At 62.7% G+C, this 12,960-nt stretch carries 11 protein-coding genes; 5 read left to right on the forward strand and 6 right to left on the reverse strand.

Annotated elements, in window-relative coordinates; translation table 11 throughout:
* Positions 1-249: 249 nt before the first annotated feature.
* From carB to AC1DLV_RS22370, 3 genes are all read right to left on the reverse strand, one after another.
* On the reverse strand, positions 250-3,744 hold the full coding sequence (gene carB, locus AC1DLV_RS22360; protein WP_476802247.1) for a carbamoyl-phosphate synthase large subunit: 3,495 nt from the start codon (positions 3,742-3,744) through the stop codon (positions 250-252).
* A 234-nt stretch (positions 3,745-3,978) separates the two neighbouring features.
* A complete protein-coding gene (locus tag AC1DLV_RS22365; protein ID WP_476802248.1) occupies positions 3,979-4,983 on the reverse strand; it encodes a saccharopine dehydrogenase family protein in 1,005 nt (334 codons plus the stop codon).
* An 86-nt stretch (positions 4,984-5,069) separates the two neighbouring features.
* Complete coding sequence (locus tag AC1DLV_RS22370; protein WP_476802249.1) at positions 5,070-6,077, reverse strand: NADP-dependent oxidoreductase; 1,008 nt, start codon at positions 6,075-6,077, stop codon at positions 5,070-5,072.
* 124 nt (positions 6,078-6,201) lie between these two features.
* Here AC1DLV_RS22370 and AC1DLV_RS22375 point away from each other — a divergent pair, with 124 nt between their 5' ends.
* Positions 6,202-6,795 carry a TetR/AcrR family transcriptional regulator gene (locus AC1DLV_RS22375; RefSeq protein WP_476802250.1) on the forward strand — a complete coding sequence of 198 codons (594 nt, stop codon included), beginning with the start codon at positions 6,202-6,204 and terminating at the stop codon, positions 6,793-6,795.
* A 30-nt stretch (positions 6,796-6,825) separates the two neighbouring features.
* Here the strand turns inward: AC1DLV_RS22375 and AC1DLV_RS22380 are convergent, their stop codons facing one another.
* Both AC1DLV_RS22380 and AC1DLV_RS22385 read right to left on the reverse strand, forming a co-directional pair.
* Positions 6,826-7,581: a metallophosphoesterase family protein gene (locus AC1DLV_RS22380; RefSeq protein WP_476802251.1), complete on the reverse strand. Its 756-nt coding sequence runs from the start codon at positions 7,579-7,581 to the stop codon at positions 6,826-6,828.
* A 38-nt stretch (positions 7,582-7,619) separates the two neighbouring features.
* Positions 7,620-7,961 carry an ArsR/SmtB family transcription factor gene (locus AC1DLV_RS22385; RefSeq protein ID WP_476802252.1) on the reverse strand — a complete coding sequence of 114 codons (342 nt, stop codon included), beginning with the start codon at positions 7,959-7,961 and terminating at the stop codon, positions 7,620-7,622.
* A 145-nt stretch (positions 7,962-8,106) separates the two neighbouring features.
* On the opposite strand from AC1DLV_RS22385, the gene AC1DLV_RS22390 reads away from it, so the two are divergent.
* The gene (locus AC1DLV_RS22390) at positions 8,107-9,279 is read left to right on the forward strand and encodes an MFS transporter (protein ID WP_476802253.1); all 1,173 of its coding nucleotides are present in this window, start codon (positions 8,107-8,109) and stop codon (positions 9,277-9,279) included.
* Positions 9,280-9,298: 19 nt separating this feature from the next.
* On the opposite strand, the gene AC1DLV_RS22395 is transcribed toward AC1DLV_RS22390, so the two are convergent.
* Positions 9,299-10,645 (reverse strand): Nramp family divalent metal transporter, encoded by a 1,347-nt coding sequence (locus AC1DLV_RS22395; protein ID WP_476802254.1) that lies wholly within the window; start codon positions 10,643-10,645, stop codon positions 9,299-9,301.
* 184 nt (positions 10,646-10,829) lie between these two features.
* Here AC1DLV_RS22395 and AC1DLV_RS22400 point away from each other — a divergent pair, with 184 nt between their 5' ends.
* From AC1DLV_RS22400 to AC1DLV_RS22410, 3 genes are read left to right on the forward strand one after another with little or no spacing between them, the layout of a single operon-like run.
* Entirely contained in the window at positions 10,830-11,462 is a 633-nt protein-coding gene (locus tag AC1DLV_RS22400) for a TetR/AcrR family transcriptional regulator (protein WP_476802255.1), read from the forward strand.
* Positions 11,459-12,655 (forward strand): DUF418 domain-containing protein, encoded by a 1,197-nt coding sequence (locus AC1DLV_RS22405; protein WP_476802256.1) that lies wholly within the window; start codon positions 11,459-11,461, stop codon positions 12,653-12,655. Before AC1DLV_RS22400 ends, AC1DLV_RS22405 begins: the two co-directional genes overlap by 4 nt.
* Before the next feature lie 41 nt (positions 12,656-12,696).
* On the forward strand, positions 12,697-12,885 hold the full coding sequence (locus AC1DLV_RS22410) for a hypothetical protein (protein ID WP_476802257.1): 189 nt from the start codon (positions 12,697-12,699) through the stop codon (positions 12,883-12,885).
* Positions 12,886-12,960: the final 75 nt, after the last annotated feature.

Below are 12,960 nucleotides of genomic sequence, written 5' to 3' on the forward strand. Positions count from 1 at the left end.
AGAAAATCGCACGGCATCGTTAAGACGAGACCTGCGTATATTAGATATTGCTTTATGATTTTTTTCCGATTGCAGGCAGAAAGGTGCCTGGGCGGGCCTTGTGCTTGCGAGGCCCTTCTTCTGCGCCGCAGACGTTTGCGATCCGAAGTGACAAGGAGGCGCCAGCGTTTGCGCTGCCCCTCATCTGCCTGCCGGCATCTTCTCCCCGTAAGAACGGGGAGAAGAAAGCTAGCTTCAGCGCTGTGCCTATTACTTGAAATAGTCCTGCAGCGGGCGCACTTCGAGTGAGCCGGCCTTGAGGGCTGCGATGGCTTCGGCAACCGCTGCGGCACCCGACAGCGTGGTGTAGTAGGGCACCTTCTGCATCAGGGTGGCGCGGCGGATCGACTTTGAGTCCGACACGGCCTTTTGGCCGTCTGTGGTGTTGAAGACGATCTGGATCTGGCGGTTGCGGATGGCGTCTTCGATATGCGGACGGCCTTCGAGCACCTTGTTGATCTTTTCAGCCGGCACGCCGTTTTCGATCAGGAAGCGCGCGGTGCCCGATGTTGCGAGCACCTTGAAGCCGAGGCCGGACAGGCGCTGGACAGCACCCAGGATGCCGGCCTTGTCTTCGTCGCGAACCGAGACGAACAAGGTGCCCGAACGCGGCAGGTCGACGCCAGCACCCAGCTGGGCCTTGGCGAAGGCGAGCGCAAAGTCGCGGTCGAGGCCCATGACCTCGCCGGTGGACTTCATTTCGGGCCCAAGCAGCGTGTCGACACCCGTGAAGCGGGCAAACGGGAACACCGCTTCCTTGACCGCGATATGGCCGGGATTACGCGGATCGGGCTTGGCGCCGTAGTGGGCGAATGCATCGTCGAGCGTTTCGCCGGCCATGATGCGGGCAGCGATCTTGGCGATCGGCTTGCCGACGGTCTTGGCAACGAAGGGCACGGTGCGGCTGGCGCGCGGGTTGACTTCCAGCACGTAGATGGTGCCGTCCTTGATGGCGTATTGCACGTTCATCAGGCCGCCGACATTGAGCGCGCGCGCCATGGCCGAGGTCTGGCGCTCGAGCTCGTCGACGAGCTCGGTGGAGAGCGAGTGCACCGGCAGCGAGCAGGCCGAGTCGCCCGAGTGGATGCCGGCTTCCTCGATGTGCTCCATGATGCCGGAGACGAAGGTTTCCTTGCCGTCGCACAGGCAGTCGACGTCGACCTCAATGGCGCCCGAGAGATAGGTGTCGAACAAAAGCGGGTTCTTGCCGAGCAAGGTGTTGATCTGGCCGGTCTTGTCGTTGGGGTATTTCTGCTTGATGTCTTCGGGCACCAGGCCCGGCACGGTGTCGAGCAGATAGGTCTGCAGCATGCCTTCGGAATGGATGATCTGCATGGCGCGGCCGCCAAGCACATAGGACGGGCGCACGACCAGGGGGAAGCCAAGTTCGCCGGCAACGGTACGGGCCTGCTCGACCGAATAGGCGATGCCGTTCTTGGGCTGGGTCAGGTCGAGCTTCTTGAGCAGCTTCTGGAAGCGGTCGCGGTCCTCGGCGAGGTCGATCATGTCGGGCGAGGTGCCGAGGATCGGGATGCCGGCCTTTTCGAGTGCCTCGGCGAGCTTGAGCGGGGTCTGGCCGCCGAACTGGACGATGACGCCGTGCAGCGTGCCCTTGGCCTGCTCGGCGCGCAGGATTTCGAGCACGTCTTCCGCCGTCAGCGGCTCGAAATAGAGCCGGTCGGACGTGTCGTAGTCGGTCGACACCGTCTCGGGGTTGCAGTTGACCATGATCGATTCATAACCGGCCTCGCGCAACGCATAGGCGGCGTGGACGCAGCAATAGTCGAATTCGATGCCCTGGCCGATGCGGTTGGGACCGCCGCCGAGGATCACGACCTTCTTGCGGTCCGAAACCTGGGCCTCGTCGGCAAGCGCGCCCGCAAACGGCACCTCATAGGTCGAATACATGTAGGCGGTGGGCGAGGCGAACTCGGCAGCACAGGTGTCGATGCGCTTGTAGACCGGATGCACGCCGAGCTTCTGGCGCGTCTTCTGAACGGCTTCCGGCTCCGACTTCGTCAGCGAGGCGAGGCGGGCATCGGAGAAGCCCATCGACTTCAGCATGCGCAGGTTTTCGGCGTCCTGGGGCAGGCCGTGTTCGCGCACGCGCGCTTCCATCGCGATGATGGCGGCGATCTGTTCGAGGAACCACGGGTCGATCTTGCACATGGCGTGCACGTCTTCGAGCGAGGTGCCCATGCGGATCGCCTGTGCGACCATGCGCAAACGGTCGGGCGTCGGTGTGCCAAGTGCGGCATGCACGGCGTTGCGGTCGTCGCCATTGTCGCCGTTCTCGCCAAGGCCGGGGATCTCGATCTCGTCGAGGCCGGTGAGGCCGGTTTCAAGGCCGCGCAGCGCCTTTTGCAGCGATTCCTGGAAGGTGCGGCCGATCGCCATGACTTCGCCGACCGACTTCATGGCCGTGGTCAGCGTCGTTGAGGCGCCGGGGAATTTTTCGAAGGCAAAGCGCGGGATCTTGGTGACGACATAGTCGATCGACGGCTCGAAGGAAGCGGGTGTGGCACCTCCGGTGATGTCGTTTTCGAGTTCGTCGAGCGTGTAGCCGACGGCGAGTTTCGCGGCGATCTTGGCGATCGGGAAGCCGGTGGCCTTGGAGGCGAGCGCTGAGGAGCGCGACACGCGCGGGTTCATCTCGATGACTACCAGGCGGCCGTCGGCCGGGTTGACGGCGAACTGGACGTTGGAGCCGCCTGTCTCGACGCCGATCTCGCGCAGCACCGCGATCGAGGCGTTGCGCATGATCTGGTATTCTTTGTCGGTCAACGTCAGGGCCGGCGCGACGGTGATCGAGTCGCCGGTGTGCACGCCCATCGGATCGATGTTTTCGATCGAGCAGATGATGATGCAGTTGTCGGCCTTATCGCGGACGACCTCCATCTCGTATTCCTTCCAGCCGAGCACCGACTCCTCGATGAGGACTTCGGTGGTGGGGGAGGCATCGAGGCCGGAGCCGATGATCTCGAAGAATTCGGTGCGGTTGTAGGCGATGCCGCCGCCCGTGCCGCCCATGGTGAAGGACGGGCGGATGATAGCGGGCAGGCCGACATGGTCGAGCGCCTGGGCACCGATCGCCATGGCATGGTTGATGTAGCGCTGCTTGCGGTCGCCTTCGCCGAGGTTCCACTGGGTTTCAAGCGCGTCGAGCGCCGCGTCGAGATTGGCGGGGGCTTCCGCCTTGAGTGCTGCGCGCTCTGCCTCGTGCTTCTTGCGGTCGGCGTCCTTGACGTCGGAGGCGTTCGCCAGCATCGACTTCGGCGTCTCAAGCCCGATCTTGGCCATGGCTTCGCGGAACAGCGAGCGGTCCTCGGCCTTGTCGATGGCTGCGGCGTCGGCACCGATCATCTCGACATTGTAGCGTTCGAGAACGCCCATGCGGCGCAGCGAAAGTGCGGTGTTGAGCGCGGTCTGGCCGCCCATGGTGGGCAAAAGCGCGTCGGGGCGCTCCTTGGCGATGATTTTTGCTACGACCTCAGGGGTGATCGGCTCGATATAGGTGGCGTCGGCCAGCTCGGGGTCGGTCATGATGGTGGCCGGGTTGGAGTTGACCAGGATGACCCGGTAACCCTCTTCCCTCAGCGCCTTGCAGGCCTGGGTGCCGGAGTAGTCGAACTCGCAGGCCTGGCCGATGACAATAGGACCGGCACCAATGATCAGGATGGACTTGATGTCGGTGCGTCTTGGCATGGCGTGCGTCCGTAAAAAGGCCTGCGCGAAGAACCGGGACAGGGCAATGCCCGGGCCGGTGCGCAAGTGAGATTCGAGTATCAGGCTAGGCGGGCCTTATAGGGGAAGGATTGGGAGGGGGGAACCCCGAAAAACGCTTTTCCTGTGCCGGAATGCGGGTTTGGGTGTGGCGAAGGCGGACAAACGAAAGGGCAGCCGTGGTAACTCGCGGCTGCCCTTGATTTGGTGCTCGACTTACGAGGCTTGCGAGATGCTGGCGCCGAACTCCTTGAAGCGCTTGATCGCATAGTCCGCGTCGATCAGCATCTCGGCGAAGTAGAGGCCTGGCGTTGCAGGCGCCTTGCCGTCGAGGCCGACCAGCCGCTCCACGGCAAGCGCCACGGCGAGGGCCGTGACCGGCGCCTGGCCCTTGGGGTGGACGAACGCATAGCGGCTGCGGCCAGAAGTGCCGTCCTTCCTCTTGCCCGAGATGGCGATGGTGATTTCGGTGGAAAAATGCTCGCCGCGATGGCGGCTTGCGGTTTCGCCGAGCGCGAAATCAAAGCGCACGGTTTTAGCGCCCGTCGTGACCGGCAGGCTGAAGACGTCGAATGGCGAATAGGTCAAGCCGGGAACTTGCCTGCCGTCGACGCTCGTTACCGTGCGGCCCTGCTCGCCGGTGCCGGTCCAGTGCCATTTGCTGTCGTCGATAGCCAAGGTGTTTGGCACCATGGTGAGGCGGTTGAAATCGGCCTCGGCGGCGGGGCCGCCCATGTCCTGTTCGTCGAGAAGGGCCGCGATCTCGATCGAATCCACCGTCTCGAACTGCTTGGCGAAATGCACGATGGCGAGGCTTGCAGCACCGCCGAGCCAACTGCTGCCCATCAGGAATGGCGCCTTCGCCTTGTGGGCATAAAGTGCGACCTCCGGCCCGATCTCATGAATGCCGGTCGAGAGGCTGAGATAAGGCACCGCGTGGGTCTGGGCATAGTGCAAGGCGTTGAGCGTGTTGTCGTAAACGAACATGGCTATGGCGCTGAAACCTTTGTTCGCAGGCACGCCAAGGTCCTTGCGGTCGAGATCGATGATGATGGCTTCGGCATTGCCGATCTCCTTGGCGACCGCTTCGGCCCTCTCGAGATTGCGCCCGCCAATGGCGATGGGAACTGCGGGATGAAGCTTGCGCAGCGTGCGAGCGGCCAGCGCGCCGACGGAACCGGAACCGCCGACGATCAGGACGGGCTTTTGTGTGGTTGTCATTTGGCAATACTCCTCAATGGCCGCGCGAAGGCGGCGTTGTCGTGTCTGAATGGAAGGGGTGGGGCGGCGGGTGCTATCGCCTGATATCAGGCGAGCTTGACCAGCATCTTGCCGAGGTTTTCGCCGGAGAAGAGGCCGATGAAGGCCTGCGGGGCGTTTTCGAGGCCGGTGACGATGGTATCGCGGGAGGTGATGCGGCCATCGGCGATCCAGCCCGTCATGCCGGCGATGAAGTCCGGCAGGATGTCGAAATGGTCGGTGATGATGAAGCCCTCAAGCCTCACGCTCTTGATCGCCGCATCGTAGAGGTTGCGCGGTCCGGCCGGCGGCGTGCCGTCATTGTATTGCGAAATCATGCCGCACAAAACGATGCGGGCATTCTTGTTGGCGACTGCAATCGCCGCTTCAAGGTGATCACCGCCGACATTGTCGAAATAGACGTCGATGCCTTCGGGGGCTGCTTGCCGTAGTGCCTCGGCGAGGTCGCCAGCCGTCTTGTAGTTGATGACGGCATCGGCACCGAGTTCGTCCTTGACCCAGCGCGCCTTTTCTTCGGAGCCGACCGAAGCGATGACGCGCGCGCCCTTGAGCTTGGCGATCTGTACCGCCATCGAGCCGACGGCACCGGCGGCGGCCGAGACGAACACGGTGTCGGTGGGCTTCAGCTCAGCGATCCTGACCAGGCCGACATAGGCCGTGTGGCCGGGGATGCCCAATGGTCCGAGCCAGGCTTCGGCTGGAGCCTTGGTCGTGTCGATCTTGTTGACGGTCGCGGCGTCGACAAGCACATGGTCGCGCCAGCCGGAGAAGTGGCTGACAAGGTCGCCTGTTTTGAAGTCGAGGTGGGCGGATTGTTCGACGACACCGACTGCAGCACCTTCCAGCGCTTCGTTGAGCTTGAAGGGCGGGATGTAGCTTGGAGCGTCGATCATGCGGCCGCGCATATAGGGGTCGACCGACATGAACAGGGTGCGGACAAGGAGCTGGCCAGTGGCCGGGGCGGCAAGGGTGCGTTCGACGAGTTCGAAATTGTCGCGGCCGGGCAAACCTGCGGGGCGGCTTTTCAAATGGATTTCACGGGCTGCAATGGTCATAAATCGCTCCTATGTGCTATGCTGTTAATATGAGTAAGTTACTTGCTGTAAGTTACCATTGGTAATATGTATTGGCAAGAGCCGCGTTCAAGTGTGCTCGGAAAAAATTGGAGCCATGAATCCCATGAGCGCAGCCGCAACGAAAAAACTGCCGAAGGCCGAACGGCGCGTGCAATTGCTGGAATCCGCACAGGAGATCGTGCGCGAGGAAGGCACTGACGCGCTGACGCTGGGCCGGCTCGCCGAACGTGCCGGTGTCAGCAAGCCGATCGCTTATGAGCATTTCGGCACCAGGGCGGGGCTGCTGATGGCGCTGTTTTCCGCCTATAATGATCTGCAACTGGAAGCGCAGCGCCAGGCGCTGACCACGGCCGGCAAGACGCTGGGCGATGTCGCGGCCATTTTGGGCGAAGCCTATGTGAATTGCGTCGACACAGTCGGCCCGGAGGTCGGGGCGGTCTATGCGGCACTTTCGGGCACCGAAGAAATGGAAGGGTTCAAGCAGTCGCTGCGGGATGGTTATCTGAACGAATACCGCGAGGCGTTTTCGCGTTTCGTTGAATTGCCCGAGCAGCTGAGCGGCGCGATCCTGTCAGGCTTGCTGGGCGCTGCCGAAGCGGTGTCGCAGGATGCCGTCGCCGGGCGGATTTCCCGGGACGATGCGATTGCCGCACTGGCGCAAATATTCACCGCAACCCTCGACCGGTTTCGTCGCTGATTTCGTAGGCTCGTGCCCGGTGGGCAATGCTCAGTCCGGCATGAAGCCGGTGCGCAGGGCATGTGCCCATTCCGGACGACCGCTTTCTTCGGCGCGGCGGGCGGCGGCCTCGTGATCGTACATCACAGCGAGCGCATCGATGCCCAAGACTTCACCCGCCCCATCGAGTTCGACGATGCCGTAGCGTGCCATTGGCGAGCCCTGCTCGGAAACATGAACAGGGGCGTTGTCGTCATGGTAGGCAGGGGCGCCGACGCTGCCCGGATTGAACAGGATGCGGCCGTCGGGCAGCCGTATGATATCGGGACGGTGGCTGTGGCCTGAGAGCAGAAGCCGGTATTTTGCGTCCATCTGCCTGAGGCGGTTATCGATGACCGGCAGTTGCGCGCGGACGAGCTGGTCTTCGGAGATGACCTCGGAGAGATAGCGCTCGTCGTGGTTCGGCCTGGCATGGAAGGCGAAGACTGTGGGCGCGATCTCCAGCGTCAGTGGCAGCGCCTCCAGCCAACCGCGCTGGGCAGGCGTCAGACGATCGTAGGCGAAGCGGTCGGACGGCCCCATTTCGTCGAGGGGATCGGTGGCGACGCGGCGGTCATGGTTGCCGCGCACGGTCGGCCAGTCGAGCGCCTGCAGCCGCGCGGCGGTTTCGCCAGGCCATAGCGGGCCGGAGACGGTATCGCCCAGATTGACGACCAGATCGGCCCCGCCGCGCCGGGCGAGGTCGGCGAGCACAGCTTCAAGAGCGAGGATGTTGCCGTGGATGTCGGCGATGACGGCTATGCGCATCTGAGTTTTCCTTCGGCGAACGCTGCGCCTGAGCCAGTCTAGTCTTCTTGCTTCAGGCTTTCGGGCGCCGGGATATGCTGCGCTGTCGCAACGATGGAGTCGAGCAAGCCAGGAAATCGGCTGTCGAGATCGGCGCGACGCAGCGAAATCAGCCGGCTCGTTCCCGACAATTCAGTGTGGGTGATGCCTGCTTCGCGCAGCTTGGCGAGATGATAGCTGAGATTGGTCTTGGAGCCGAAGCCGAGGAACTGCCCGCAGTTCACCGGCATGCCGTCGTTGCGGGCGAGATAACCGACGATGGCAAGCCGCGTCTGGTCGCCAAGGGCGGCAAGAACGTTGGGCAGGCTGATCTGGTCGACATTCGGGTGCAGTACGGACATGGCTCAAAGCTAGCAATGTGGCGGAGGCGGTTCAAGGCAGGGTGCCCGCTGCTGACACAAGGCTGGCAGGAGCGACAAGATGCAGATTGACATGACGCAGCGAGAAGTTCAATAGTTCAATATATTTTGAACTAAGGACCATGTCATGGACAAGCGCCTTATCTGGCTTGCGGTCGGCTCGTTTGCCATGAGCACCGTCGGCTTCGTGTTCTCCAGCCTCTTGCCGGCAATCGCCGGCGACGCCCATGTCTCCGTGCCCTTTGCTGGTTACCTCATCATGGCGTTTTCGCTCGCTTATGCGATCGGCGCGCCTGTCTTGTCGGCACTCGCAGGTGAAATCGACCGGCGCCGCGTGTTGGTGGCAACCATGCTGGTCTTCGTCTTCGGCAACATCATTGCCGCGACTAGCGGCTCATTTGCAGGGCTTCTGGTCGGCCAGATCGTGATGGGCATGTCGGCGGGGCTTTACGCGGCAACCGCGCAAGCGACCGCGGTATCGCTGGCAGGGCCCGAACATCGTGCGCGGGCGATTGCCGTGGTCGTCGGCGGCACGACATTCGCCGTGGCGCTCGGCGCCCCGGTCGGCTCGCTGATCGCCACGATGTGGGGCTGGCGCGGCACGTTTGTTGCCATAGCGCTTCTGGGCATTTCCTGTGCTGCGATCCTGTGGGTGCGCCTGCCCAGGGGCTCGCGCGGCATCAAGCTGACGCTCGCCGAGCGCTTCACCGCGATTGCCCGGCCCGGCATCCTGCCGTCGCTTCTGGTGACGCTGCTTTATCTCGCTGGTGGCTTCACCGTGATCTCCTACATCGCGCCGCTGGCGCTTGAAGGGGCGGGGCTGCCGTCCATGGCGCTTCCGGGCATGCTGCTCGCTTTCGGCGCCGGCGCTGTCATCGGCAATCTGTCGAGCGGCTATCTTGCTGACCGCATCGGTGCGACACGCATGGTGGTGATCTCGCTTTTGATGTCTTCGGGCTTCTGCATCGCCATTGCATTGACGCTGAAGCTTCTGCCGCATCATCTCGCCGGGCCGGTGCTGATCGGCCTGATGGTGCCTTGGGGCATCATCGGCTGGGCGTTTCCGCCGGCGCAGGCAAGCCGCATCGTTGGCTTCGCTCCAGAGCTTGCGCATCTGACGCTGTCGCTCAATGCGTCAGCGCTCTATTTCGGCATCGCGTTTGGCACGGTCATCGGCGGTCGTGTTCTTGAATTCGCCAAGCCGTCCGATCTCGGCCTCGTCGCTGCGGCCTTTCCGCTGGTGGCGCTTGCCGTTCTTGCGGTGAGCCGTAGGTCGATGGGCGTTGCAGTGGCGCGTTAGGGTCGTCCCGGGCGGGCGCTCAGTTCAGGACGAAGTCGATCAGCAGCTTGATGTTGAGAGCGGCGATCACCAGCGCAATCAGCGTCGCAAAGGCGATGAGCCAGCGCGGGGCAACGAGTGCGCCCATCTTTTCCTTGCTGGCGGTGAACATGACCAGGGGAAAGACAGCGAAGGATAGCTGAAGGCTGAGCACGACCTGGGTCAGGATCAAGAGCTTGGCTGTGCCGCTGTCGCCGTACCAGATGGTGACCGCCGCCGCCGGAACAATGGCGATTGCGCGGGTGACCAGGCGGCGCAGCCAGGGCGGCAGCTTGATGTGGAGAAAACCTTCCATCACGATCTGGCCGGCGAGCGTTGCTGTCACGGTCGAATTGATGCCGCAGCAAAGCAGTGCGATGCCGAAAAGTGTGGGTGCTATGGCGAGGCCGAGAAGCGGCGCCAACAGCGCATGCGCCTCGCCGATCTCGACGACCTCGGTGCGGCCAGTGCCGTAGAAGGCCGCCGCCGCGAGGATCAAGATCGAGGCGTTGATCATCAAGGCGAACATCAGCGCGATGGTCGAATCCCAGGTGGCGTATTTCAGCGCCTGGCGTTTTTCCACCAAGGTGTCGCCATAGGCCCGTGTCTGGACGATGCCGGAATGCAGATAGAGATTGTGCGGCATCACCGTGGCGCCAAGGATGCCGAGCGCGAGATAGAGCATCTCGGGATTGGTGACGATCTCGGTGGTGGGCGCGAAGCCTGTGATGACCGCGCTCCAATCCGGGTCGGCGAGCGCGACCTGGATGGCAAAGCAGACGGCGATGACGCCGAGCAAGGTGATGATGAGGGCTTCGACCCAGCGAAAGCCGAGCTTCTGCAGATAGAGGATCAAGAAGACGTCGAGTGCTGTGATGACGACGCCGATCTCAAGGGGAATGCCGAAGATCAGGTTGAGGCCGATCGCCGTGCCGATGACTTCGGCGATGTCGGTGGCGATGATGGCGGTTTCGGCCATGAACCACAGGAGATAGGCAACCGGGCGGGGGAAGGCGTCGCGGCAGGCCTGCGCCAGATCGCGCCCCGAAGCGATGGCGAGCCGTGCGCAGAGCGACTGCAGAACGATCGCCATGATGTTGGAAACCAGCGCAACGACCAGCAAGGTGTAGCCGAAGCGCGAGCCACCAGCGATGGATGTCGCCCAGTTGCCGGGGTCCATGTAGCCGACGGCAACCAGATAGCCAGGCCCGACGAATGCGGCGGCCCTGCGCCAGCTCGTGCCGCTGGTGCTGACGGGGATCGAGCGATGGACATCTGCAAGCGACCCTTCGCCCCTGGCGGTCCGCCAGCCTTCGGTGTCGACGGCGGGCCGAGTGTAAGAGTCCAACGGACGCCCCTTTAATCGCAGTTGCAAGTCATTTGCAAGAATACGCGAAGGTGCGATTTTGGCAAGCCCCCTGGTTGCGTCGGCAATGGCGCTCGAAACGTGCGCTGCGATTGCCGGCTGCTTGACATCACACGCGCTTTGATAATTAATAGATCGACTAGTCTATTAATTAAAGCGAGTTGAAATGCGGAAGATCGATCCGGAAAAGCACGCCGCCAGACGGCAGGCGATCATCGATGCGGCGAAGGTGTGTTTTGCCAGGAAGGGGTTTCATCAGACCAGCACGGCCGAAATCTGCGCCGCTGTCGGCATGAGCCCGGGCAACCTGTTTCATTATTTTCCAAACAAGCAGGCGATCATTGCTGCCATCGTCGAAGGAGAGGGCCAGGAGACCGCAGGGTTCTTCAAGGCGCTTGGCGCGCGCGACGACCTTTACGGCGCGCTGGTCGAGTTCATGGACATCGTGCTGACGCTTGCCGCTGATGCGGAGTTCTCGTCGCTGGCGCTTGAAATCGCCGCAGAGGCGGGGCGCGAACCGGCGATCGCCGTTCTCGTTGGGCGCAATGACGGCGAGATGCGCGCAGCTTTGCAAGGCCTGCTGACCGAGGCTGGCGCGCGGGGCCAGGTCGATGCCACGCTCGACACGGCCGATGCGGCGACATGGATCGCTGCCCTGATCGACGGCATCTTCAGCCGTGTGGCGGTCGACCCCGAATTCAAGCCTGCCAACCAGCACAAGACGATGCGCGTCTTGCTGGGTCGCTTCCTGCGACCGGGCAGGAATGATGCCGCCGCAGGCGAGGGGGCGCGCGCATGATGGCCGTGAAATCCTCCAAACAAGTGCGGATCACCCATGTCGATGCGCTGCGTGGCTTTGCGCTGTTTGGCATCCTCGTCGTCAACATCTCTGCGTTTGCCTCACCTTACTACGGCCTGGGGGTTGCCGACCCTGCCTTTGGCTCACCGCTCGACTTAGCAGTGCGGTTCGTCATCGCTTTGCTGTTTGAGACAAAATTCTACCTGCTGTTTTCGTTTCTGTTCGGCTACAGCTTCACCCTGCAAATGCAGTCGGCGGAACGCGCCGGCGAGGCTTTCGTGCCGCGTCTGCTGCGGCGCCAGGCCGGGCTATGGGTCATCGGGCTCATGCATGCGGTGCTGCTTTTTTACGGCGACATCCTGACTACCTATGCCGTGCTTGGCGTGGTGCTGCTTTGGCTGCGCAACATCGAGGAGGCCAGGGCACTGCGCCTGGCGAAATGGCTCGTGATCGGCACCGCTCTGACATGGGGCGCGGCTGGAATGCTGTTGTTGCTGGACCCGCTGGCACTCGATCCGGCCGAAGGGAAAGCTGCAATGGCGGCCTATCTTGGCACGGTGAGCACGGTGATCGCCCAGAATCTGAGCGAACTCCGCTATGTCTGGATCGGGATCGGCCTGATGCAGGGGCCGTGCGCCCTGGCGATGTTCCTTGTTGGGCTCGTTGCCGGAAAGCGGCAGATGTTCGTGCAGCTGGACGACTACCTGCCCCTGCTGCGCCGCCTGCTTGTTGCCGGCTTGATCGTCGGCCTGCCTGGAGCCGCGTTATATGGCTGGACGACGGTCTATCTGGTCGGCACCGGTTGGGAACTGGCGGGCCTGGGGATCGGCCTGTTGACGGCGCCGCTTTTGACCGGGGCCTATGTCGCGCTGGCGATGTTCGCATTCCAGCGTTTCCGGCGTGTGCCCAACGTGCTGGCGCCTGCCGGGCGCATGGCGTTGTCCAACTATCTGTTCCAATCGCTTGTGTGCGCCACGCTGTTTTATGCCTATGGCTTCAGGCTGATGGGCAAGGTGTCGCCGCTCAGCGGACTGCTGCTCGCCTTGGGCATCTTCGGCGTTCAGCTGGTGCTCAGCCGCTGGTGGATGGCGCGTTTTGCCTATGGCCCGCTGGAGTGGCTGCTGCGGGCGGTAACGATCGCCGCCTGGCCAAGCTTGCGCAAGCCGGGAACAAGTGCTGTCGGCTCGCGTTAGCCTGAGCGCCTGAATGGACTGGCGCTCAGGAGGAATGAACAATGGCCATCACACAAGCGCCGACACCTAAGGGAAAAGAAGCTGCCAAGGGCCTTAGGCAGGCGGCGGCCAAGGAGGAACGCAAGGTCGAGGCCCAGACCGGCCACGACTTCAAGAAGGGCGAAAAGCGCTTCGAGGAGCGCTCCAAAAGCTCCGATGGCAAGAGTGCGGGCGCCAAGCAAAAAAGCTGAATTGGCCGCGAACTCAGCTGCATGGCACAACCAAAAACCCTGTGACTTGCCGCTGGCGTTGGGCTAATTGTCTCA

The organism is Aminobacter sp. 01T433 (genome assembly GCF_056398585.1).